General features: G+C 68.6%; 22 protein-coding genes and 1 pseudogene. 13 read left to right on the top strand and 10 right to left on the bottom strand.

The window, feature by feature from the left end:
* The first annotated feature begins 114 nt into the window (after window positions 1-114).
* Window positions 115-1,170, top strand: a complete 1,056-nt coding sequence (locus tag GA0115254_RS04200) for an alpha/beta hydrolase (protein ID WP_093893910.1) — start codon at window positions 115-117, stop codon at window positions 1,168-1,170.
* Between the two features lie 135 nt (window positions 1,171-1,305).
* Here GA0115254_RS04200 and GA0115254_RS44210 read toward each other — a convergent pair whose 3' ends face one another.
* Window positions 1,306-1,548 carry a hypothetical protein gene (locus GA0115254_RS44210; protein ID WP_176739978.1) on the bottom strand — a complete coding sequence of 81 codons (243 nt, stop codon included), beginning with the start codon at window positions 1,546-1,548 and terminating at the stop codon, window positions 1,306-1,308.
* A 193-nt stretch (window positions 1,549-1,741) separates the two neighbouring features.
* Between GA0115254_RS44210 and GA0115254_RS47390 the strand changes: the two genes are divergently transcribed.
* On the top strand, window positions 1,742-2,341 hold the full coding sequence (locus tag GA0115254_RS47390; protein ID WP_370740823.1) for a recombinase family protein: 600 nt from the start codon (window positions 1,742-1,744) through the stop codon (window positions 2,339-2,341).
* Here the strand turns inward: GA0115254_RS47390 and GA0115254_RS04185 are convergent.
* From GA0115254_RS04185 to GA0115254_RS04170, 4 genes are all read right to left on the bottom strand, one after another.
* Window positions 2,275-2,775, bottom strand: a complete 501-nt coding sequence (locus GA0115254_RS04185) for a nucleoside deaminase (protein WP_093893908.1) — start codon at window positions 2,773-2,775, stop codon at window positions 2,275-2,277. The two genes, GA0115254_RS47390 and GA0115254_RS04185, sit on opposite strands and share 67 nt — an antisense overlap.
* Before the next feature lie 125 nt (window positions 2,776-2,900).
* The gene (cynS, locus tag GA0115254_RS04180; protein WP_093893907.1) at window positions 2,901-3,371 is read right to left on the bottom strand and encodes a cyanase; all 471 of its coding nucleotides are present in this window, start codon (window positions 3,369-3,371) and stop codon (window positions 2,901-2,903) included.
* Between the two features lie 65 nt (window positions 3,372-3,436).
* Window positions 3,437-4,036, bottom strand: a complete 600-nt coding sequence (locus GA0115254_RS04175; RefSeq protein ID WP_093893917.1) for a carbonic anhydrase — start codon at window positions 4,034-4,036, stop codon at window positions 3,437-3,439.
* 371 nt (window positions 4,037-4,407) lie between these two features.
* Window positions 4,408-5,121: a GntR family transcriptional regulator gene (locus tag GA0115254_RS04170; RefSeq protein WP_093893906.1), complete on the bottom strand. Its 714-nt coding sequence runs from the start codon at window positions 5,119-5,121 to the stop codon at window positions 4,408-4,410.
* A 209-nt stretch (window positions 5,122-5,330) separates the two neighbouring features.
* Here GA0115254_RS04170 and GA0115254_RS04165 point away from each other — a divergent pair, with 209 nt between their 5' ends.
* The 3 genes from GA0115254_RS04165 (at window position 5,331) to cynR (ending at window position 9,510) form a co-directional block, all read left to right on the top strand.
* Window positions 5,331-6,602 carry an amidohydrolase family protein gene (locus GA0115254_RS04165; protein WP_093893905.1) on the top strand — a complete coding sequence of 424 codons (1,272 nt, stop codon included), beginning with the start codon at window positions 5,331-5,333 and terminating at the stop codon, window positions 6,600-6,602.
* Entirely contained in the window at window positions 6,599-8,104 is a 1,506-nt protein-coding gene (locus GA0115254_RS04160; protein ID WP_093893904.1) for an APC family permease, read from the top strand. Before GA0115254_RS04165 ends, GA0115254_RS04160 begins: the two co-directional genes overlap by 4 nt.
* 497 nt (window positions 8,105-8,601) lie before the next feature.
* Entirely contained in the window at window positions 8,602-9,510 is a 909-nt protein-coding gene (gene cynR, locus GA0115254_RS04155) for a transcriptional regulator CynR (protein ID WP_093893903.1), read from the top strand.
* Between the two features lie 677 nt (window positions 9,511-10,187).
* Here cynR and GA0115254_RS04150 read toward each other — a convergent pair.
* Together GA0115254_RS04150 and GA0115254_RS44205 are read right to left on the bottom strand one after the other, a co-directional pair.
* Window positions 10,188-11,264: a protein phosphatase 2C domain-containing protein gene (locus GA0115254_RS04150; protein ID WP_093893902.1), complete on the bottom strand. Its 1,077-nt coding sequence runs from the start codon at window positions 11,262-11,264 to the stop codon at window positions 10,188-10,190.
* 73 nt (window positions 11,265-11,337) lie between these two features.
* A complete protein-coding gene (locus GA0115254_RS44205) occupies window positions 11,338-11,580 on the bottom strand; it encodes a hypothetical protein (protein WP_176739976.1) in 243 nt (80 codons plus the stop codon).
* A gap of 37 nt (window positions 11,581-11,617) precedes the next feature.
* Between GA0115254_RS44205 and GA0115254_RS04145 the strand changes: the two genes are divergently transcribed.
* Window positions 11,618-11,953, top strand: coding sequence for an alpha/beta hydrolase (locus tag GA0115254_RS04145; protein WP_370740822.1), 336 nt, complete (start codon window positions 11,618-11,620; stop codon window positions 11,951-11,953).
* 79 nt (window positions 11,954-12,032) lie between these two features.
* Window positions 12,033-12,137 (top strand): annotated as a pseudogene (locus GA0115254_RS45585) (IS5/IS1182 family transposase); the annotation flags it as partial.
* A gap of 34 nt (window positions 12,138-12,171) precedes the next feature.
* Here the strand turns inward: GA0115254_RS45585 and GA0115254_RS04140 are convergent.
* Window positions 12,172-12,582: a RidA family protein gene (locus tag GA0115254_RS04140; RefSeq protein WP_093893900.1), complete on the bottom strand. Its 411-nt coding sequence runs from the start codon at window positions 12,580-12,582 to the stop codon at window positions 12,172-12,174.
* A gap of 77 nt (window positions 12,583-12,659) precedes the next feature.
* On the opposite strand from GA0115254_RS04140, the gene GA0115254_RS04135 reads away from it, so the two are divergent.
* From GA0115254_RS04135 to GA0115254_RS04120, 3 genes are all read left to right on the top strand, one after another.
* Window positions 12,660-13,034: a winged helix-turn-helix transcriptional regulator gene (locus tag GA0115254_RS04135; protein ID WP_093893899.1), complete on the top strand. Its 375-nt coding sequence runs from the start codon at window positions 12,660-12,662 to the stop codon at window positions 13,032-13,034.
* 1,208 nt (window positions 13,035-14,242) lie between these two features.
* On the top strand, window positions 14,243-14,836 hold the full coding sequence (locus GA0115254_RS04125; protein WP_093893898.1) for an isochorismatase family protein: 594 nt from the start codon (window positions 14,243-14,245) through the stop codon (window positions 14,834-14,836).
* 173 nt (window positions 14,837-15,009) lie between these two features.
* The gene (locus GA0115254_RS04120; protein ID WP_093893897.1) at window positions 15,010-15,354 is read left to right on the top strand and encodes a hypothetical protein; all 345 of its coding nucleotides are present in this window, start codon (window positions 15,010-15,012) and stop codon (window positions 15,352-15,354) included.
* Here GA0115254_RS04120 and GA0115254_RS04115 read toward each other — a convergent pair.
* Complete coding sequence (locus GA0115254_RS04115; protein WP_093893896.1) at window positions 15,344-15,544, bottom strand: hypothetical protein; 201 nt, start codon at window positions 15,542-15,544, stop codon at window positions 15,344-15,346. The two genes, GA0115254_RS04120 and GA0115254_RS04115, sit on opposite strands and share 11 nt — an antisense overlap.
* Window positions 15,545-15,968: 424 nt before the next feature.
* Between GA0115254_RS04115 and GA0115254_RS45170 the strand changes: the two genes are divergently transcribed.
* Both GA0115254_RS45170 and GA0115254_RS44190 read left to right on the top strand, forming a co-directional pair.
* The gene (locus GA0115254_RS45170) at window positions 15,969-18,008 is read left to right on the top strand and encodes a DUF6973 domain-containing protein (protein ID WP_141720764.1); all 2,040 of its coding nucleotides are present in this window, start codon (window positions 15,969-15,971) and stop codon (window positions 18,006-18,008) included.
* A 75-nt stretch (window positions 18,009-18,083) separates the two neighbouring features.
* Window positions 18,084-18,254, top strand: a complete 171-nt coding sequence (locus tag GA0115254_RS44190) for a hypothetical protein (protein WP_176739977.1) — start codon at window positions 18,084-18,086, stop codon at window positions 18,252-18,254.
* Between the two features lie 543 nt (window positions 18,255-18,797).
* Here GA0115254_RS44190 and GA0115254_RS04100 read toward each other — a convergent pair.
* Complete coding sequence (locus GA0115254_RS04100) at window positions 18,798-20,087, bottom strand: hypothetical protein (RefSeq protein ID WP_370740821.1); 1,290 nt, start codon at window positions 20,085-20,087, stop codon at window positions 18,798-18,800.
* 365 nt (window positions 20,088-20,452) lie between these two features.
* Here GA0115254_RS04100 and GA0115254_RS04095 point away from each other — a divergent pair, with 365 nt between their 5' ends.
* Window positions 20,453-21,100, top strand: coding sequence for a class I SAM-dependent methyltransferase (locus tag GA0115254_RS04095; RefSeq protein WP_093893893.1), 648 nt, complete (start codon window positions 20,453-20,455; stop codon window positions 21,098-21,100).
* The last annotated feature ends 85 nt before the right edge of the window (window positions 21,101-21,185 follow it).

Raw genomic sequence — 21,185 nt, 5'->3', positions numbered from 1 at the left:
CACACTCAGCCTAACGCAAGATTACTTGCTTTTTTGGTGAGCGTGCGCCACGGTGCTTGAAGCAAGTTTTCCTGCTTTTGGCGTCGCCCGGTGGTGACGTGAAAGGAGACCGACATGTCCTTCGTATGGCCCCAGGACCCGCGCGACCTGTTCGTCGAGCGCTACCCGCAGATGGTCGCCTTCGGACTGCCCGCCCCCGATGTCGACGCCGTCCGCGCCGCCATCACCGAGATGTGGCCCGATGCCCCGGGCGGCTGGGTTCACGAGTGGTCGCAGCTCGCCGACCGATACGCCGCCGACGGTCGGCACGACCTGGCGGTGCTCGCCTACGGCTACGCCAAGTTCCCCACCCTGGCCAACGAGCCCAAGCGCATGGCCCTGGCCCGCCAGGCCGAGGAGTACCAGCTCGCCGCAGCCGGCTTCCCCGTCGACTTCTCACGCCGCATCCTGACGCTCCCGCACCAGGGCGGCTCGACCCAGGTCCCGGTACACATCCTGGCCGCGCCGGACCTGCCCGCCGACGCTCCCGTCACCCTCGCCAGCGGCGGCGTGGACAGCTGGAAGATGGACCTGCACTCCCTGCTCGTCGGCCTCGCCCTGCAGACCCGTACCCGCATCATCGCCTTCGACCTGGCCGGTACCGGAGAGACCAGCCACATCCCCATGACCCACGACGGCGGCACCGAAATCATCGAGGGCCTCATCACCGAGGCCCGCAGGACGGGCAACGGGCAGGTCGTGCACTTCGGCCTGTCCATGGGCGGCTACTACTCCGCCCGCACCGGCCTCACCGGCGCGGTCGACGCCGCCATCAACGTCGGCGGCCCCGTCGAAGCCGCCTTCGCCCCCGGGCGCACCTTCGCCTTCGGCATGGAGGGCATCGTCGGCAACGCCCTCGGCTTCAACGAACTCCCCAGCCCCGAAGAGCAGTCCGCGGAATTCGCGAAGTTCAACCTGCGTCACCTGCTCGACCAGGACACCAACGCCCCCATGCTCGTGATCAACGGAGCCGACGACGTCCACGTGCCCCAGCACGACACCCTGGTCTTCCAGGGCCGCCGCGACACCCGCGTCGACCTCATCCCCGGCACCGGCCACTGCGCCATCACCAAGCTGCCCGAGGTCATGCCGATCATCAACGACTGGCTCAAGCGGACGCTCGCCATCTGACACGTCCCCAGCACCGACGGGCTGGTCGGGTGCCCGGCGTGCTCACACGCCGGGTGCCCGACCGGCCGGATCGCTCACCTCATGCCGCGTTCTCAAGGCGGTGCCTCCCGCTGCCCGCGCTGTCGAGCCGTCGGGTCAAGGACCGCCCGCTGCCGCCCCCGCGAGGCCGATGTCGAGCCGGTGCCCGGTCATCCGGCGCTGGGGCGGCGGCTGGTGCCGCAGCTCGTGACTCGTGTCCACCAGGTGACGGCCACGACGACGAGCGCGGCCAAGCATGGCCGGTAGCAACTGGGCGCGGACGGCGTGGCGACGGACGGACTGGACGCGGTGCCCGTCGGCGAGGCAGTGGCTGCCGCCCTGCCGGACGCGGTCGTGCATCGGATGACCGGGATGTCCATGGCGCACGCCGGCAAGCCGGACCTGAAGCACTTCGACCGGTGGTCGTCCTCACCATCCGGCTGCGCACCGAGGGACGGATCACCTGCATGTGGCGGCCTGCGCGGGGGCGAAGCCGCCGATACGCGTCCCCAAGCGGCCGACCCGGCTGCTGGCCGGGGAGGTGGTGGTGACGATGACGACCGAGGGGGCGCGGCTTCTCCAACGCCAAGCCCGAGCGGGAGCCCGGCCGGGAGCTGCGCCATCCGTCGTGGCGTCAGGGCTTCGAGCAGGGGCTGGTGCCCGGGGCCGCTGCCTGATCGGCCGAACGTCCATCCCTTGCAACGTTGAGCCGATGCGCGAACGGTGGCGGGCCACACCCCGGCCCCGCGCCGGTGGCGGACCGGCCCGTCGAACCGATCGCCGGGCGCCCCGCCAACTGCAACACCGGTTGCAGGACTTGATCTCCATCGCCACCGACCTCCTCGAACGCGGCGTCGGCTTCGGGTCCCTGGACGATTCGCTGGAGACCAGTAACGCAGGCGGACGGCTGGTCCTCCGCCTGTTCGGCGCGTCGGCGGCGTTCCTCCGCGAACTCATCATCGAAGGCACCAACGAGGGGCCTCGACGCGGACAGCGGCTGCCACCGGCGCGCCGGTGGGTGCATTCATGCGCTGCTCCCGCGTGCGCGGCCGGGTGCCACACGGTGATCCTGCGGCCCGTCATGTACTACGCGGCGGTCGGTGCCCCGGGGGCGCGCCGATTGCCGCCGTTGTGCTTCTGCCACAGCCGGTAGACCTCGACGGCCGCGTCCCGCGGCTCGTGGCGCATCGGCAGGCGGCGCTCGGTGTAGTCCTTGGCGAACTCGCCGTAGAGGGTGTCGAGTTCGAAGTACTTGCGGTCGTCCACGTAGTGCGGCTCGTAGGCATCGCGGGTGGTGAGGAAGACGACCTCGTCGGGGGAGCAGTAGTACAGCGAACCCAGGCACATGGGGCAGGGGTGGGCGAGCACATAGATGGTGGCGCCGACCAGGTGCTCCGTGCCGAGCATTCGGCAGGCCTCGCGGATGGCGAGGATCTCCGCGTGTGCGGTGGGGTCGGACGTCTGGGCGACCTTGTTGGGGCTTTCGGCGAGGATCTCGCCGTCCTTGACGATGACGGTGGCGAAGGGGCGCCCGCCCTCTTCGACGTTCTGGCGGGCGATGTCGATGGTGCGCTGGGCGAAGTCCATGCGGAGGCCTCCGGTGGAAAGGGGACGCCTGGTGGGCAGGCGGTGTCCCGGGGGAAGAGAGGGGGCGGGCTGGAGAGAACCGTGTCGCGCTTGGCTCCGGCCCGCCACGGCCAATGGGCGGACAGTCAGAAGGGTTTGGTCGGGAGGTACTTGCCGTCGAGTGTGATGACGGCGCGCTCGCCGCCCTCCGGATCGGCGACCTTCTTCACATCCAGCTTGAAGTTGATCGCGCTGATGATGCCGTCCCCGAACTGCTCGTGGACAAGAGCCTTGAGAGTGGTGCCGTAGACCTGGAGCATCTCGTAGAACCGGTAGATGGTCGGGTCGGTCGGAACTCCGCCCGGGATCGATCCACGGGTCGGGATCGTCTGCAGCAGCAACACCGCGTCGGCATCCAGGCCCAGCAGCTCCGCGACGGCATGGGCGGCCTGCTCCGGCAGAGCGTGCTGGCCGAGCACTGCCGCGGTGACGAAGGCGACCGACAGGCCTGCGGCATCGGCGATCTGCTGCCAGGTCAGGTCCTTGCGGGTCTTGGCCTCGACGGCTGTGGCGGCGAGGATCTGGCGGGCGGTGGGGTCGAACTGGGCGTGTGCCATGAGAGGAATTCCTTTCTGCGGTACCGGCCTTGAGGAGCGGCCGGCGAGTTCGGTGGGGTGGTGGGTCATGCCGCGGCCGCGGCCTCATCGATCGTCTCGATGGCTCCGGTTGCGATGTCGAATATCCAGCCGCGCAGGGTGAGTGTCCGGGCGGCCACGGCGCGAGCCACCGACGGGTGGGTGGCCAGGTTCTGCAACTGCGCGAGGACGTTGGCCCGTACCAGGGCGGCGACGTCGGGCGTGCCCGGCGCGGCGGGGACGGCAGCGACGCGGGCGGTCGCGGCGTCCGCGTGCCGCAGCCAGCCGGAGATCACCGGCGTGGCGCTGAGGTCGTGCTCTTCGGCGAGGGCGGTCATGGCTCCGCACGCGGAGTGACCGCAGACGACGATGTCGTTCACGCCCAGTACGGCAACGGCGTACTCGATGCTTGCTGAGACACCGTCCGGTCCCGAGGCGTAGGCCGGGACCAGATTTCCCGCGGTTCGGACGACGAACAATTCGCCTGGTTCGCTCTGCATGATCAGCTCGGGGACGACCCGGGCGTCGGAACAGCCGATGAACAGCGTCTTCGGCTGGTGTGTCATGGCCAGACTGGCGAACAGCCCCGCCTTGGCAGGAAAAACATCGCGGCGGAAACGCGCGGGGCCGTCTGTGAGGTCGTGCACAGTCACTCCCTTCGGTGGTTGCCGGCCCGACGGGCTGACGAAGTCCACCATGCATGAGCAGTACCTATAGTGTCCAAGTCTTGATATCCATAACTTCTATTGATCAGATCTATAGTTCGCCGCAGGATGGTCTCAAGGAGATCGGTCGTCGGGTGCCGGGTCGCCCGGGGGTGAGGTCGGCTCGAACCGCGAAGCCCTCGGCATGTGCTGCCACTCCGTGGCGGACAGCCCTTCCTGGCCGTCGCGCGAAGCAATGCGGCAGGAGTGGCGCGGGAACCGCATGGCGGCACGCAGGCGTGACGGCGGTGCCCGGCTGACCGCGGCGTGGACGACCGCGAGTGCGCCGGCTTCCCTGCCGCAGAGGGCGAGGGTCAGGACGGCGTCGAACTGTCCTGGTTCTCGGTGGTGCCGGCAGCCAGATAGCGCATCGCGGAAGCGCGCGTGCCCGCCACGTGGGCGCGGGCCAGCTCTTCGGCCTTCACCTCGTCGTGATCGCGGATGGCTTCGTGGAGCCGCTCGTGTTCACCGCACATCGGGTTGCCGTCCTTCAGGGCGGAGGTGAGGCGGAACAGGCGCCGCAAGCGCGAGTCGAGGGGGCTCATCAGGTCCTGCAGCAGAGGGTTGCCGGAGGCTTCGACGATCTGCTGGTGGAAGTCGGCGTTGTGGGTGACCACCTCGCGCAGTCGACCCGCTTCGGCGGCTTTGCGGCTGAGGAGCAACAGACGCTCCATGTTTCGCAGCTGTGCGTCGGTGGCGCGGCGGGCGGCCAGTCCGGCCGCGAGGCCCTCCAGTTTTTCGCGTACGTCGAAGAGGTGCTCGGCGTCGTCCGTCCCGAAGCCGGCGACCAACGAGCCGCGCCGGGGTTGCGTGACGAGGAATCCCTCCGACTCCAGCTGCTGCATCGCCTCCCGCAGCGGGATCCGGGACACCCCGAGCTCCTCGGCGAGTTCCCGCTCCACCAGGCGATGCCCCGGCGGGTACTCGCCCTCGATGATCCGCTCGCGCAGCTCCACATACACCCGGTCCCGCAGGGACTGGTGGGTGTCGCCGATCGAGGCGCGACGGTCAGGGCGGCGGGTGGTCATGGGTTCGGCTCCATCCGGGGTGGGCGGGACCGAGGGGAGGGCCCGAGTACTTCTGATCATCGCAGAACGGGAAAACCGATTCCCGGCAACCATTGCTTGGTATTCGGTATACCAGCTAGCTTATCGATGCCAGTCGCCCACCAGCATCTTTCCGGCCACGGCCGGTGGTGAGGCGGGGCGCGAAACGCACGAACAGTTGGAGGAACACCGTGTCGCTGCACGCCGACACCCAGCCGGCCCCACCCGCGCCGACCGTCCTCGTGGACGCCACCCTGGCCGACGGCCGCCGGGTGGACGTCTTCCTGGGCGACGGCCGTATCACGGCCGTCGAGGACCACCGGGCGGACCCCCAGGACTCCCGCGCGGGGCACGACGCCGGAGCGGTCCGCCTCGACGGGGCTCTGCTGCTGCCCGCTCTGGTCGACGGGCACGCCCACCTGGACAAGACCCTGCTCGGTGCCCCCTGGCAGCCGCACCGGGCCACGGCCACCCTGCGTGAGCAGATCGCCAATGAACGGGCCCTGCGCAAGGAGACAGGCATCCCGGTCGCCGAACGCGCCACCGCCCTGGCCGAGCGTATGGTGACGCTCGGCACCGGCCACGTCCGCTCGCACGTCGACATCGACCTTGACGTCCGGCTGGACGGACTGCACCAACTCCTCGGTGTACGCGAGCAGTTCCGGGACCGGCTCGGCATTCAGCTGGTCGCCTTCCCCCAGAGTGGAGTGGTGACCGCGCCGGGCGTCGCCGATCTGCTCGATGCCGCTCTCGCCGAGGGTGCCGACCTGATCGGCGGGCTCGATCCGGCAGGCTTCGACGGGGACGTCGACGGCCAGCTGGACATCGTCTTCGGTCTGGCGGAGCGCCACGGCACGGGCATCGACATTCACCTGCACGACGGCGGCGAGACCGGCACCTTCCAACTGCGCGCCGTCGCCGAGCGAACGGCCGCCCTCGGGCTGGAAGGCGCCGTCACCGTGAGCCATGCCTACGCGCTCGGTGACGTCGACACCGCCGAGCTCGACCGCACAGCTGCTGCGTTGGCCGCGGCAGGAGTCGCGATCATGACCAATGGGCCTCGCCACTCCATGCCGCCTGTACTGCGCCTGCGTGACCACGGTGTGCGGGTCTTCGCCGGATCGGACAACATCCGCGATTCCTGGTGGCCCTACGGCACCGCCGACATGCTCGAACGCGCCACCATCATCGGCCTCCAGGGCGGCCTGATGACCGATGACGAACTGCGGTACGCCGCCTCGCTGGCCACCGACGAAGCCGCCGCCGCACTGGGCTTGAGCGACTACGGCCTGGCACCGGGTAACCGTGCCGACCTGGTCGTGATCGCAGCGGGCGGCGTACCGGAAGCCGTGGCCGCCCACCCGCAGCGCCTGCTGGTGCTTCACGGCGGCAGGATCGTCGGCCCAGCAACTCACCCCGCCTTCCCGGCCGGCGGTTCCCCCGACCTGAGAGGAGAGCGATGAGCGCCCAACCGCGCCCGACGGCCGTCACGAGCCCGTCCGACACGGGCACACCGGCCTCCGCCGGTCCGGACGACACCGCCGGCACACGCCTTGCCGCCGGCCAGATCGGCACCTTCGACATGGTCTTCTTCGTCGTCGCGGCCGCGGCACCGCTCACTGTGCTGGCGGGAGTGGCCCCTTTCGCCATTGGCCTCGGCGGGCCAGGAGCCCCGCTCGCCTACCTGGTCTCCGGCGCGCTCCTGGTGCTCTTCGCCGCCGGATTCACCGCAATGAGTCTGTACGTACGCAACGCCGGCGCCTTCTACGCCTACGTCGCCCGCGGTCTCGGCCGCACCCTCGGTGTCGGCATCGCCTACGTGGCCGTCACCTCCTACAACCTCATCACCCCCGGAGTCGCCGCCGCCTTCGGCTACTTCGCCGCCGGAGCGATACACGACGCCACCGGAACGGACGTCCCCTGGTGGCTGCTCTCCGCCGTCTGCGTCGTCGCCGTGGGAGTTCTGGGCTGGCTCAGGGTCACACTCAGTGCCAAGGTCCTCGGTATCGCCCTGGTGCTCGAGGTGCTTTCCCTGCTCGTCCTGGACGGCGGCATTCTGGGCGAGCGTGGCACTGCTGCTCTCGACCTGGGCTCCTTCGACCCCACCACACTCGCCGGCGGCGGAATCGCGGGCATGTTCGTGCTGGTCATCGGAGCCTTCACCGGCTTCGAAGCGACCGCGATCTACGCCGAGGAAGCCCGCGAACCACGCCGCACGGTCCCCCGCGCCACCTTCATCGCCATCGGCTTCCTCGCCCTCTTCTACGCCGCGGGAGTCTGGCTGATCATGGGTGCCTTCGGCACGGACAAGGCCGTGGCGATGGCCCGTGCCGCAGCCGGCCCCGATCTCACCTTCAAGGCGGGGGAGTTGTACGTCGGTGCACGGCTGGCCGACACCATGCACGCGCTCATCATCGTCAGCGCCTTCGCCGCGACCCTCGCCTTCCACAATGCCGCCGCCCGCTACCTCTACGCGCTCGGCCGTGAAGGACTCCTGCCCGGACACCTCGGCAAGATCTCTGCGCGGCACGGATCCCCAGGTGGGGCGGTGATTGCCCAGACCGCCTTCAACCTGCTGGTCGTCCTGGGAGGCGCCGTACTGGCCGTCGACCCTTATACCGTGGTCTTCCTGTGGACCAACAGCACCGCAGTCCTGGGCATCATGCTCATGCAGGCCATGGCCGCACTTGCGGTCTGGGCCTTCTTCCGCCACGACCGGCGCGGCATGTCCGCGGCCCGCGTGGTCTGGGCACCGCTTGTCTCGTTCGCCGGACTCGCCCTGCTGACCGTCCTGGCTGTTCTCCACTTCGATCTGCTGACCGGTGAGACAGGCCTCGTGAATGTCGTGCTCTTGGCGCCGCTGCCCCTGGTCCTTCTGGCCGGTCTGTATGTTGCGCTGCGTATCCGCCGGGATGATCCCCGGCGCTATGCGTCGCTGACCTCGACCGACGTGGAAAAGGACTGAAGCCGGGACCGCTTGGCAGCCGGGTCGGCATTGCCGCGTTGCCGGGTGCGTCGGCCCGCGGCTCACCGGCTTGCTCCTGAGTATCAGGTGATCCGTCTCGCCGAACCGGTCGGCGCAGGTTCGGCGAGGAGACGGGCCCAGGTTGCCGTGGGCGGAGCCGAAACGCCTGGGCTCCGGCTGCGTTGTCGCGCGGCAACGCAGCCGGAACCGTCATCACCCGCTGTAGGGCGCATGAGCAGCGCGGCAGATCAAACGGACCGGCCCCCATGTCCATCGGTTCCGCCCGTGCCCGGGCCGGTCCACGATGACCGGGACGATGGTGGACATCGCAGCCAACGCGCCGAAGACGGTCCGAATTCTCGGTTCGCTGTCGGGCCGCCGCTCGTCGAAGACCTTCTTGACGGGGCAACGGACACCGGGGCTCTCCCGAGACAGATGCCCATAGGCGAAGGAATGCATTAGTGGGAGTGGCGATTGTCCCGCTCTATACTCCAAGCATGGGTCCGGAACTACGCCACCTCCGCTATCTGATCGCGGTGGCCGAACACGGCAATTTCACGCGCGCCGCCGACGAACTGTGCATCTCCCAGCCGACGCTGTCGCAACAGATCAAGCAACTGGAGAAAGTTGTCGGCGTTCAACTGCTCGACCGCAGTGGCCGCAACGTCCGCCCGACCGACGCGGGCGAGGTCTACGTGCGCTATGCGCAGCGCGCCCTCCGGGAGCTGGCAGCGGCCGACCGTGCTGTCCTCGACGTGGCTGACCTCTCCCGCGGGCATCTGCGCCTGGCGATGACACCGACCTTCACCGCCTATCTCATCGGGCCTCTCGCGCAGGAGCTTCACACCCGCCACCCCGGCGTCACGCTGGAGGTACGGGAGTTGACACAGGACCGCATCGAAGCCGGACTTCTGGCCGACGAACTGGACCTCGGCATCGCATTCGAGGGAACCCATCTGCCCGGAATCGTCGCAACCACGCTCTTCACCGAGACCCTCAGCCTTGTAGTCACCACGAGTCGTCCCGATACGCACAGCGAGCAGCCGTTGCCGGTGAGCGACCTTGCCGGGCAGCAACTTGCCCTCCTCAGCAGCGACTTCGTCACCCGAAGCCACATCGACAACTACTTCGCCAAGCATCACATCAGCCCGCCGATCGCTGTGGAAGCCAACAGCATCCAGGCTCTTACCGAGATCGTGCGGCGCACCGGCCTGCTGGCCACCGTGCTTCCCGACGCCATCACCGACGACCACCCCCATCTCACCCCCATTGCCATCGACCCTCCGCTGCCCACCCGCGTCGCCACTTTGCTGCGCAGAGACAGCGCCTACGAGAGCGCCGCCGCACGCGCCTTCATCCGGCTTGCCCGTGACGTGGTCCAGGAACGCGGCTACACACCGGCCTGACGCCGGACTCCACATGCGCGAGGACGGTCTCCTCGGCCAGGAGCTCCCGGACGCAGGCGCAGTACCGCAGCCACCCCTCCGGCCGGCCCGGATTCCAGTACGGGGCGTTCGCCGCCAGGGTCCTCGCCCCGCCCGGCGCGGCCGACGGCCTGAGGAGTCGATTCCGGTCAGCGTGCTCGACAGCACCCAGCTCTCTGCGCATGGCCCGCACGGACGGCACTCGACCGACGGGTGGCACCGGCTCTTTCGCGGCGACTCCCACGAGGCGCTCCGGAGAACAAGTGCACTGCGCCCATACCGCCGCGCACCCAGGGGTGCTGCAACGCGTACTGCCTTCCGCGACTGCGTGAGTCGGGCCTGTTGACCCCTGATCGACGGCGCGATGCGGCCGTCCTGCCCCGGATAGCTGTGGGCAGGGTGAGGCCCTGACCTGCGGTGCCTACGGTTGTGCGGGACAGGCCGGCGGTTGGAGTCCCGGACAACCGTAGGCAGCGCGGTCGTTTACCCGCGGGGCCAAGCCGGCAGGCGCCGTGGAGTCGGTCGCGATGTGCTGGCTGCCATGGCTCGGGGAGCCGACTTGGCTCTCGTGACTTGTCGAGCGAGTCGGCATTCGTCGACTTCACGGATGAGTTCCCGAGAGCGGATCTGGTGCAACTCGAAGTGCATGCCGCTCGCTCCTACTGCTCCTCCATGACGTCGGCGACCACGCAGCTGACGTTGTCGGGGCCGCCGGAGCCGTTGGCGAGGGCGATGAGTTCGCGAACGGCCTGCTCGGGCTCCCTGATCCCGGAGAGCACACTTTGGATTTCTTCGGTCGGCACGATGGTCGACAGACCGTCGGAGCAGAGCAGGTATCGGTCTCCCTGCTGGGCGTCGTGAAGGCGCATGTCGGGGATGGCATCGGCTCCTTGACCCAGGGTTCGTATCAAAAGCGACCGCTGGGGATGGGAGGCGGCTTCCTCCGGGGTGAGGCGGCCTTCGTCGACCATCGACTGCACCATGGTGTGGTCGTGAGTGATCTGGAACAGCTCTCCGTCGCGCAGGAGATAGACGCGGGAGTCGCCGATGTGGACGAGGGCCAGCTGCGATCCGGTCCAGAACATCGCGGTGAGTGTCGTGCCGACTGCCTCGGGCGAAGAGCCGTTCGCGGTGACGCTGTCCACCGCCTGCTTGGCCTGTTCGATGGCGTCTTCGAGGACGTTCAGGAGATTGCCCGCCGGGATGGTGTCCGTTTCGAGGTGCTTGAGCGCGTCGACGGCGGCCGCGCTCGCGAGGGCTCCTCCGCTGCCGCAGCCGTCGGCGACGGCGAGCAGGCGGGTTCCGGCGTAGGCGGTGTCCTGGTTGCTCTCGCGGGCAAGGCCCGTGTCGGACAGGGCAGCGTAACGGATTCCGAGGGGCTTGGCGGTCGGGGTCATGGCAGGGTCCTTCCAGGACAGGTGGTCGATGAGGAAGGTGGCCAGGTCCCGCCGTGCGGCGGTGTCGGCCTCGATCTGGGTCCAGAACGCGCGGATCTCCTGTGCGGCCTGGCCCGCCTCCAGCGAGCAGACGTGCTGGATGCGGGCCAGGGGCATTCCCAGGCGTCGGAGCCAGGCGACCAGTCGGGCCTGGTCCAGTTGTTTTGGTGCGTAGAGGCGATAGCCGGTCACTGGGTCGACGCGAGCGGGGGCCAGCAGACCGAGCTCGTCGTAGAGACGCAGTGCCTTCGGTGACAGGTGGGACGCCTTCGCGAACGTCCCGATGGTCAGCAACCCCATGCTCGCTCCTCCTCATGCCGAGCACATCGCCCGGCCCCACCGATGCTGTGGCTTCCCCCAGGGTGAAGGTCAACTATCGTGGGCCGGCTTCAGGGGCCGACGTGTGGTCGGAGGACTCGTTGTGGTGATCGTTGCGGAAGGATTTCAAGGTGGACTTGGTGATGAGTTTGCTGCCGTCGAGGATCGCGGTGATCACCGCAGCCCGGATCAGGTGAGCGAGGCTGCCGATCACGCCGCCGGTGCGATGGTCCGCCGGCTGCTCGAGGGTGTCCTTCTCGTGCCGGTGCGGGCGAAGTGTGTTTTCCGTGGTGGCCACCGGAGAGCGCCACTCGGCAGTGAGTGGGAACGGGCCGGTGCGGGCCAGGACACTGCGACCGGTCGGCTGGCTGCTGCGGATTTTGTGCGCGTACCGGCCGACCGACCCGGTCGAGCCGCAGGTGCGCATCAGCGACCGGGGTCCGTCGAACGTCCTCATGGTGCACAACGAGCGCGACCCCGGCACGCCGCTGGTTGCCGCCCACCGGGTGCGGCAGGCATTCGGAAGACGCACGGTGATCACGGCCGACCGAGACGGCCACGACGTCTACCCATATGGCAAGAACCGGTGCGTGAACGACGCGGTCACCGGCTTCCTGACCACCGGCGAGCGGCCCTCGCACGACCGCGCCCGCGCGGCATGGACCCACTGATCGCGCCTCTCCCCACGACGACGCACGGCACTCGCCGTCCTCACGGGTCCGGATCTGACCTTCTGAAGGCACCACCTCGGTGATCAACGATGCGATACCGGACCGTATCGAGCTGTCGATGCCGGCCGGTCCGGTCCGTGGGCGACGGTGGGCCGACCACCGCCGCCCCTTCAAGGCGACCGCGTCAAGGCGAGGCCGGAAGGCATCCACCTCAGGAATCAGCGGAGCAGCGCGGTTGCTTCGACCTCGACGAGCACGTCCGGCTCGAAGAGGTACTCGACACCGATGAGGGAGGCCGGCGGCATGGGAAGCCAGAGCCCGATCTCGTCGGCGACGGCTTCCACACCGGCCATGAAGTCGCCGATCTTCTCCGGGCTCCACCGGGTCACGTAGAACGTCAGGCGCAGCACGTCCGCGAACGATGCGCCCGCGCCCGCCAGTCCGACGGAGGTGTTGCGCAGCGCCTGGGCGACCTGTCCGGCCAGATCGCCAGGCGCGACCGGAGTCCCGTCGGCCCGGCGCGCAACCTGCCCGCTGACGTGGACATGCTTCGTCCCGGTGCCCACGGCCACGTGGTGGTACGGGACCGGCTGCAGCATGCCTTCCGGCGTGAAGTGCTGAACAGTCATGGCTGTTTCTCCTTCGAGCTAGGTATCCGTAAGCTACCTAGTGGAAGAAGGACACTTCAACGAGACCAGGTTTCGCCATGGATACCGACGACGAACTCCGCATCGACCCCCCGCACCGCGAACTGCTCGACCAGATCCTCGACAAGTGGTCGCTCAGCGTCCTCAACGAGCTCTGCGAACGCCCGTGCCGCTTCAACGAACTGCGCCGAGCCGTCCCTCAGGTCACGCAGAAGTCACTGACCGCGACACTTCGGCGACTCGAACGAAACGGCGTGATCGAGCGCGAGGTCGTCTCCACCCGCCCGGTGGCGGTCAGGTATCGGATCACACCGCTCGGCAAGACCCTTCGGCCTCCCATCGACGTGCTCCTGGCGTGGGCCTCGGCGAACATGCCCGCCATCGCACGCGCACGCGAAGCCTTCGACACACGGCAAGAAGAAGCGGGCCTCTGATCCTTCCCCGCCTCGGCCGGGCGCCGGGGCGGGGAAGAGGGGTGTGTCTCGACCCCCGGCGACTGCGGCAGCCATCGGGCGTGCGACGTCCCGGTGGACTTCGCGCCCGGCGAACCGACTGGCGCGGACGGCTCGACAGGCGTCAGGCCCCAAGCGGAGCGGACTTGCACCGGATTTGGCGAGACCGGCCATCGCGTTCGCGATCCTCTCCGCGCGCTCGGGCGCCAGGGATCGCCCGCCCGCGAAAGCCTGCCGGCCCTCGGCCGCTGGGGTGTCCTGGTACCGGCAGGTGCGGCGTGGAGTGAACTGGCGACGGAATCCGCATCGGCCTTGGTCCAAGCGGCAGACCAGGCCGGCAACCGGCCGGTTACACCACCTCTCCACCCACGGTCGGGCGCTGGTGACAACCATCGAGTACTCGCACCCGGTCTCCTCTCCCCGGGAGACAGAACCGAGCCGTCCGGACTCCAAGAGCATCTCGTGGCGGGTTTCTCGCGTATCTGGGTCATGCCCCCTCTACGGGCGCCAACCGCTGTGCCATTGTTCCCCGAGGCAGGGATACTTCCCCGCCGCCCTGGAAACCTTCAGCACTCGCCATGGGCTGTGCGTCGCCGCGGCCCTGGTCATTCTGGCTGCCCCCACTCCGGGGCAGGCCGCCAGGCTCACCCGCGTCGAGTTGCGAGCGCTACTGAAGAAAGCCGGCCGCCAGCGCGGCATTGACGCGGAGGCCGAGCGGCTGCGCGAGGTCTTCCGAAGTCCCCCACATGCGTCAACTGCCGCTGGTGGAGGAGGCAATGGGCCGCCAGACCGTCACCCGGGTGCGGAAACTGGAGATTGCCTGCACCAGCGCAGACGACCTCTCCTCAGCGGCGGTGGAGTCTTTGATTGAGCAGGGTCGGGTCGGTCATACTTCGCCGGGTTGATCGTGTCCTCGGCGGGATCGGGCATCTACCTGCGCGGCCTCAACTCCCGGGCAGGCGCTGAGCTGTGCCCCGCGAATCGTTCCTGCGGTGAACCTTGTCGGCCGTACGGATGACCGCAGGCCGCGCCCCGCCCAGGAGGCAGGCGGCGGCCGCTACATCCAGGGAATGATCAAGAACCTGGTGTGCGGAATCGGTGCTCTCTCGTCATCGGTACGTGGGGGAGTGGGCGGAGATGAAGCGGCGCCGGCAGCCGGCCGTGTTCCACAATCCTGAAAGGTGTTCGTGATGAGCCGAGGGCTGATCGTGGTGGATGTGCAGAACGACTTCTGCGAAGGAGGTAGCGTTCCCGTCGCGGGAGGCGCGCGGGTCGCCTCGGCGATCGCCGATCTGGTCGACCGGAGCGCAGGCCGTGATTACCAGTACGTTGTGGCCACCCGGGACCATCATGTCGATCCTGGCAGCCATTTCTCCGAGACCCCGGACTTCCAGGACAGCTTCCCCGTCCACTGTGTGGCAGGGAACGAAGGCGCTGAATTCCATCCCCACTTCGCACCCGTCGTCACGGACGGCAAGGTGCATGCCGTTTTCTTCAAGGGCGCCCATTCTGCCTCCAAGAGCGGCTTCGAAGGCGCGGACGCGGAGGGAACCTCCCTCGCGGACTGGCTGCGCGCCCGTGGGGTCGAGGACGTCGACGTGGTGGGCATCGCGACGGATCACTGTGTGCGTGCGACCGCGCTGGATGCCGTCGCGGCAGGATTTCGCGCGCGGGTACGTCTCGACTACTCGGTCGGCGTCGCCCCGCACACAACAGCTGCCGCGCTGAACGACTTCCGCAAGGCAGGAATTGCAGTATCCGGTGAGGTGCCGGTTCCGGAATAGTTCTGGCACCGGTGCGAGGCGCGAGTTGCACCGGCGTCCAGCCCGGCGGAGGCCACGTTCACTTGATCACCGGATTCGACCTGGAGAGCCGGGCCGGGTGCGGACGGTTGACCGGTTCGGGTATTCGGCCGCCGGGCCCGGCGCGGCTCGGGGGCAGTCGTGGGTGGCCGGCCGTGACCGCGACCGCAGCGGAACCTGCGTCGCGCCGCCGCCGGGCCGAGGGCCTCACCGCCCTCCTCGCCGACGAATCACTGGCTGCACTCCGGGGCGTCGCGGCCCTGGAACGTGCCACTGAGCGGGTCGTGACCGGCGCCGTGTTCAGCATCGACACCGTGGACGGGCCGCAGCGGAACACGGTCGCCCGGGCTGAAGCTGACCAGGGCGGGTATCCGATGGACGTGGTCCTGTTCCAGTCCCCGGGCTGGCCCTACATCGGGGCCAGGGTGGAAGAGGGTGCCAGTGACCGACACTCCAGTGCCCTGCTGGGCAGCAAGGAAGGAGTCTTCCTCAGCCCATGAACGTGGTGGCCAGGGACCGCCACCGCTGCCGCGTGGGCTGTTCTCCGCCGATCCGCCGCGCCGGTGAGTCGCCGTCGAGCGAGGGGCTGACCATGAAGTGGGCGATGTTGACGTAGTAGATGTAGTCGCCGCCTCGGGTGAGCTCCTCCAGCCGGGCGATGCCGTTTCGGACTGCGGCATTGTCCTCCACGCAGGGCGTGCTGCAGAGCGACGGCGAGTTCCAGCGGCAGCGCGGCTGCGGGCACCTGCGGCTGCTGGAAGGCTCCTACACCTGGATCCGGCAGCCGCCGTCGACGTCACGACGCGGGTGTCGGACGACGCGTCTGGACTTCCTCATACGTGATGGAGGACGAGGGCGTGCTGCAGGTCTGCTGACCTCGCAGGAAGCCAGATGGGCGGGTCTCCGCAGCATTCCCGTGCCGGGCGCCGCGAACAGGACAAAACGTACGATGGCAACGGCCGGGCGTCGAACTGCCGTGACAGACTGACCGAGCAGCGAGACCTCCTGGTGAGACCTCAGGTGACCTACCTTCAGGCGGACTCCGTCACCTGCCGGAGCTTCGCTGCGTCATACCGACCGACACTCCGACCGGATCGGGCCACGTGACGGAACGATGTCGAGGCGGCCCTGGGGCGGGGTTCAGCAGAGGGAGAGTTCGATGGGTTTACGTCGGAAACGGCATCGCGGGTTGTCAGCCCCTTCAAGCCGCACGTGGGCGGTGAGGAGTGCGGCGGTGGCGACGGCCTTGGTGTCGGTGCTGGCCGCCTCGGTCGGGACGGCGCACGCGCAGACGTCCGTAACTCCGCAGCCGCCGGCAGCGGTGATCGCGCAGTCTCCGCCGGCGTCGAGCAGGCCAACGCCCGCGGCCGACCCCTGCGCAACGGCCTCGCCCGGTCGGAAGGCAAAACCGGCTCGGTGGGCACCCACGAAGAATCCGAAGAAGTCCGTCGTGCCGGGGCAGAGGCGCTCCGAATGCGCAGTGATCCCGAAGGGCTTCACCAAGGAGCAGGCCGACAAGGCCGAGGCGATGGAAGCCGCGCTGCTGGCCGAGTCCCAGGGAACCGAGGCGCGGCCGCATGCGGCGTCCTCGGCTCCGGCTGACTGCCAGGTGTACTGGCCGGCACCGTACGAAGTGTGCGGCGCGATCCGGGACAAGTACAACGAGCTCGGTGGCCCGAACAGTTTCCTGCTGTACCCGACATCGAACGAACTGACCAACCCTGATGGCCACGGCAAACGTTCGGTGTTCCAGAACGGACCCATCTACTGGGCGGCGGACAGCGGCGCCCACCCTGTGGTCAATCACTTCTTCGCCGCCTGGCAGCGCAACGGCTGGGAAGCCGGGCCGCTCGGCTATCCGACCTCGGACGAGATCGTCAACCCGGACAACATCGGCCGACGCCAGTACTTCCAAGGCGGCACCGTCTACTGGCGACTCAACGAGGCCTACTACGTCACCGGAGCGATCCGTGACAAGTGGGCTGAAACCGGCTGGGAAGGCGGCAGGCTCGGTTACCCGACCAGCGACGAAGTCCGGCTGCCCGACGGCCAGGGCCGCATGAACAGGTTCGAACACGGCGTCGTCTACTGGTCACCCGACACGGGGGCGCATCCGGTCACCGCCTCCGTACTGGACCAGTGGTCCCGCGCCGGCTTCGAGGCGAGTGCGTACGGCTATCCGACAGCCGACCCCATCACGCACCAGGCCGACATCCAGGAGCAGCAGTTCCAGCACGACCGCATCTACAGCTCCGGCTTGACGGTTCCCGTCGCCTCAGGGGTCTCGTTGTCGCTGGGCGTACCGTCGGCCGGCCCCCTCCAGCCCGAAACAGTGCCCGACGGCGTCGTTCTGAACGGTTCCGGCTTCAACGCCCGGTTCCAGCGCGTCGCCGACGACGGCTCGTTCGAGGTGTCACTGGTTCGACTGGACAACAGTGCACCCGCGTCACTGGACCTGCTGTTCGGCGCACCTGCCGGATACAGCCTTCGTGCGACACCGCAACGGGTGGAACTCGTCGACTCGGCAGGAGCAGTCGTCGCGGGCGTCGGGCTGCCCCTGGGGTTCGACTCCACCGGAGCAGCCGTGCCCGTTCAGGCGAGCTTCGAGGGCAACAGGCTGCGGCTGCAGCTCGGCAACTCGACTGCGTTCCCGATCGAGTTCCCCGCGATCGCGGCGCGAGGAGGCACCCTCGACAAGTGGTGGTCCACCGGAATCCAGCAGCGCAGCGTGTGTGAGAACGAGCCCTACGACTGCTACCGGGTTCGCAACGCGCGGGGGCCGGCGTACAACCTGTCGAAGGACGCCTTCCCTGAAGCGACGGAAACCGACGACAACAGGATCGACGCCGCGAGGCACTGCATCTGGAACGGTCTGATGACCGAAGGCGCCAACCGGGGATTCGCGGAGCGGATGGCCGCAGCCCATGAACACGATGGTAGGGCGAACCCGGACTGGACCCGCAACGCCGAGCTGATGGACGAATACAACAACAAGACCGGTGTCCAGGTGGGGCTTCGGAACGAAGGAGCACCGGCAGCCATCGAATCCACGTGCCTCCAATACGGGCGGGGGGCCCGGATCGTGCCCGAACCGGAGACCATCGATCTGACGAATCCGTATGGGACCGACCTCATCGCGTTGCGACACCCCTGAACCATATGGAACCCCCGCCGCGCGCTCCGGCGCCGCCGACGATCACCCTGCCCTCCGGGTACGGTGCGCGGTCGCGTGCAGGAACGAGTCGAGGTTGCGGGCGGCGAAGGGGTCCGATTCGCCGTCGAGGACGCCGTACGGGAGGCGGACGTACTGATCGACATCGTCGGCGACCTGGACGGCCACTGCCTCTGCTGCGGCGCGGCGGCCGCACTTCGGGGCAGGATGGCCGCCACCACCGACTGAACCGCCTCTGCACGGGGAGGGGCGCTACCGGTACGTAGCGGCTCTTCCTTCAGGCGAGGCGGGACATCCTCTCCCCTCGGCTCAGTGGCCGCGGCCGCCGACTTCCGGCGCGGCCCGCGGTGGTTCAGGAGTGCGGGAGCAGCTCGGACACGGCGGAGGCCGCGGTTCTCGGTCATGTCGCCGCGTCGGGGACTCGGTCTTGGCCCGCGTGACCATGTTCTGCCCCGTGCGCTGCCCGGACGGCTTTGATGCCTCCTATGCCCTGGCCGACCCGCGGTTGCACGATGACGCCCGCGACCTGATGGTGCATCTGGGCAGGCTGGGTCCGATTTACAACGGCGATCTGCCAGTGGCCGCACTCCACTTCGACGCTGCGATCGACACCGGACAGTCGGGCCTGCTCATGGGCGATGACGCAGCCACGCTCCTGACCGTGGATGACCTGATAGCCGGATGGGCGCGCAAGTCGCGAGGAAACTGCGCCCCGCTGAGAAGACGAACGGTGAACGCGCCCGTCTCTGCTGCGCCTGAATCTGTCCCTTGTCAGGATGCCGCACGTCGGGCCTCCACCGGGGGCAGAGTGTGCAGCAGTTCCAGTCGGCGCTGGACGGCTTCGACGGCCCCGGAGCGTCGGCCGGGTACGTGGCGGCGCAATGAGACCAGGGGTGGGCCGAGTTCCCGGGCCCGTTGGGGGTCGCGAAGTTCCTGCCACTGGTGGTGGGCGCGGTCCACGGCGTCTTCTACGACGGGGTCGTCCGGGGGCTGCTGCCGGGCGAGGCGGGCTTCGGCGGCAGCCATCCACAGCTCGCAGCTGCGGGCCGGATCGTCGGCCAGGCGAGCGAGGTCGGCCCGGACCTCCAGCCAGTGGGTGGCCTGCGCGGAGCCCGCGCCGTAGGTGCGCAGAGCCCACCCCTCCCACATGGCTGCGAGCGACGCGGCCTCGCTGTGCCGTCCGGCGTGGGCGGCGGCAAAAATCGCGGGCAGCGGGTCATCTTCGGCCGCCCCGGTGTTTTCCGGAACCGGAGCAGGCCCCGTCGGAACAGGCGCAGGCTCCTGATGTGACCGGTTCGCCTGGACGGAGGCCGCAGGGGCGGGGGCGGCTGTGTTGTCGATGGCGAGGAACAGTGCGTCGGCGGAACCGGCCTGGGCGGCGGCCTGCTCATGGAGCTGGGCGAGCGGCGGGTTGATTCCGCTGCGCCAGGTGGTGGCGAGGGCCTTCAGGTAGGCCGGTTCTGCGATTCGGCGGCGGGGCGGCGGCGGGGTGATCCGGCCGTATACGCGGATTCCATGGCCGAGAACGAGACCCTCGGTACGGAGCTGGTGCCAGGCGTCCGGGGCGGCGACCATGTCGGTGACGATGGTGGTGGTGCCCGGTCGGCGCAGTTTGAGCTCGCTGGCCAGCCAGTGCCAGGGCAGTGCGGTGTAGCGCAGGGTGGTCGGCGTGGTCCGGGCGAGTGCGAGGTGGATCAGGCGCTGCTTGTGGTCGAGGTGGAGTTGTCCGGTGATGTAGAGGGAGAGTGGGCCGGGTGCGGCGGCCGCGGCGCGAATGCGGGTGAGGACGGTCTGCGGGTCGGCCGGGTCTGCGAGTTCAACGATGGTGGCCGCCGTCGTGCCGGTCAGGATGCTGGGCGGGACCGCCGCGAGCGTGGGCAGGACGCTGGTTGCGTCGATGAGACAGCCCTTGCCGGCCGGGGCTGCCGCGATCAACAGCGCGGTCCCGGATGCCGTGTCCTCCCCGTTGATCATCACAAGAGCACCGTAGCCGCTGCCCGGCTTGTGAGCGTAATCAGTGGCTGGCTCCAGTCCGATGGCGCCGACGCGCTCGTCCGTCACGACCTGAGTCACGGGACCGGCGCGACTGGCAGCCTCCCGCCGGCACTTGAGGACGGCTGTACGGATGTGGAGCGGGGCACGGTTCGCGCGTATGTGCGGCGCGACTGGCTGTCCGAGCAGGAGGAGTTCGCCAGAGTTGAGTAGGAGCGGGCTGTGACGGAGCTCGGGGAGGTCCTGACGGAGGAACGGCGTCTGCGTCAGGACCTGGACCAACAGGCAGATCCTGCTCGGCGGCCGCAGCGGCCGGCTGACGACGAAGCTCTACACCGACCTGCTCCGAACCAGCGATAGCCCGGGCGAACAGGCGGGAGGGAAGATCGTGAATCTCTCGGCTCGCCTCAGCGCCAGGAACTACTGTTGCGAGCATGGTCGAACATGATGCCCTCAGCGCCACCCGCGAGGCCTACGACGCTGCTGCCCCCACCTATGCGCGGCTGTTCCGTGACACGCTGCGCGACAGTCCCCTGGACCGCGCGATCCTGGGTGCCTTCGCCGAGGCCGTACGTGCGAGTGGAGACGGTCAGGTCGCGGACCTGGGGTGTGGGCCTGGCCCTGTCACCGCTTATCTGGACGAGCTGGGGCTGGCGGCGTTCGGTGTCGATGCCTCTCCTGTGATGATCAAGTTGGCTCGACAGGCCTATCCGGACCTGCGGTTCGACGTGGGCTCGATGGCCGCGTTGAACATCGCTGACGGTGTGCTGGGCGGCGTACTCTCACGTTGGTCCATCATCCACACTCCACCGAAGGAACTCCCCATCATCCTTGCGGAGTTCCATCGTGTGCTGGCACCTGGCGGCCACCTTCTGGTCGGCTTTTCGGCAAGCGATGATCCGTCACACCCGACGCAGGTCTTCGATCACACAGTCGCGCCGGCCTATCGGTGGTGGCCTGATCACCTCGCCGCGATGCTGCGCAAGTCCGGGTTGGCCGAGGTGGCCCGGATGGTTCGCGAGCCCCAGCCCACCGACCGACGGCAGTTCCAGGAGATTCAACTGCTCGCCCGCAAAGCCTGAACAAGGGCTGTCTGACCGAAGACATGACCGCATCCAACCTGCCGGACGGGGGAGCCGTCAGGCCCTAGTAGGGCTTTGTTACGTT

It is taken from the genome of Streptomyces sp. Ncost-T10-10d (genome assembly GCF_900091955.1).
GTDB lineage: Bacteria > Actinomycetota > Actinomycetes > Streptomycetales > Streptomycetaceae > Streptomyces.
Note: the sequence above shows the minus strand (reverse complement) of the source record. Positions and strands in the feature narration are given on the sequence as shown.

What these genes read in the sequence shown, in the direction of transcription:
- GA0115254_RS04135 (WP_093893899.1), top strand. Translation starts at nt 12,660, where the DNA reads ATGGATACCGACGACGAACTCCGCATCGACCCCCCGCACCGCGAACTG.
- GA0115254_RS04200 (WP_093893910.1), top strand. Translation starts at nt 115, where the DNA reads ATGTCCTTCGTATGGCCCCAGGACCCGCGCGACCTGTTCGTCGAGCGC.
- cynR (WP_093893903.1), top strand. Translation starts at nt 8,602, where the DNA reads ATGGGTCCGGAACTACGCCACCTCCGCTATCTGATCGCGGTGGCCGAA.
- GA0115254_RS04125 (WP_093893898.1), top strand. Translation starts at nt 14,243, where the DNA reads ATGAGCCGAGGGCTGATCGTGGTGGATGTGCAGAACGACTTCTGCGAA.
- GA0115254_RS04095 (WP_093893893.1), top strand. Translation starts at nt 20,453, where the DNA reads ATGGTCGAACATGATGCCCTCAGCGCCACCCGCGAGGCCTACGACGCT.
- GA0115254_RS45170 (WP_141720764.1), top strand. Translation starts at nt 15,969, where the DNA reads ATGTCGAGGCGGCCCTGGGGCGGGGTTCAGCAGAGGGAGAGTTCGATG.
- GA0115254_RS04160 (WP_093893904.1), top strand. Translation starts at nt 6,599, where the DNA reads ATGAGCGCCCAACCGCGCCCGACGGCCGTCACGAGCCCGTCCGACACG.
- cynS (WP_093893907.1), bottom strand. Translation starts at nt 3,371, where the DNA reads ATGGCACACGCCCAGTTCGACCCCACCGCCCGCCAGATCCTCGCCGCC.
- GA0115254_RS04150 (WP_093893902.1), bottom strand. Translation starts at nt 11,264, where the DNA reads ATGGGGTTGCTGACCATCGGGACGTTCGCGAAGGCGTCCCACCTGTCA.
- GA0115254_RS44210 (WP_176739978.1), bottom strand. Translation starts at nt 1,548, where the DNA reads ATGCACGACCGCGTCCGGCAGGGCGGCAGCCACTGCCTCGCCGACGGG.
- GA0115254_RS04140 (WP_093893900.1), bottom strand. Translation starts at nt 12,582, where the DNA reads ATGACTGTTCAGCACTTCACGCCGGAAGGCATGCTGCAGCCGGTCCCG.
- GA0115254_RS47390 (WP_370740823.1), top strand. Translation starts at nt 1,742, where the DNA reads ATGACGACCGAGGGGGCGCGGCTTCTCCAACGCCAAGCCCGAGCGGGA.
- GA0115254_RS04185 (WP_093893908.1), bottom strand. Translation starts at nt 2,775, where the DNA reads ATGGACTTCGCCCAGCGCACCATCGACATCGCCCGCCAGAACGTCGAA.
- GA0115254_RS04170 (WP_093893906.1), bottom strand. Translation starts at nt 5,121, where the DNA reads ATGACCACCCGCCGCCCTGACCGTCGCGCCTCGATCGGCGACACCCAC.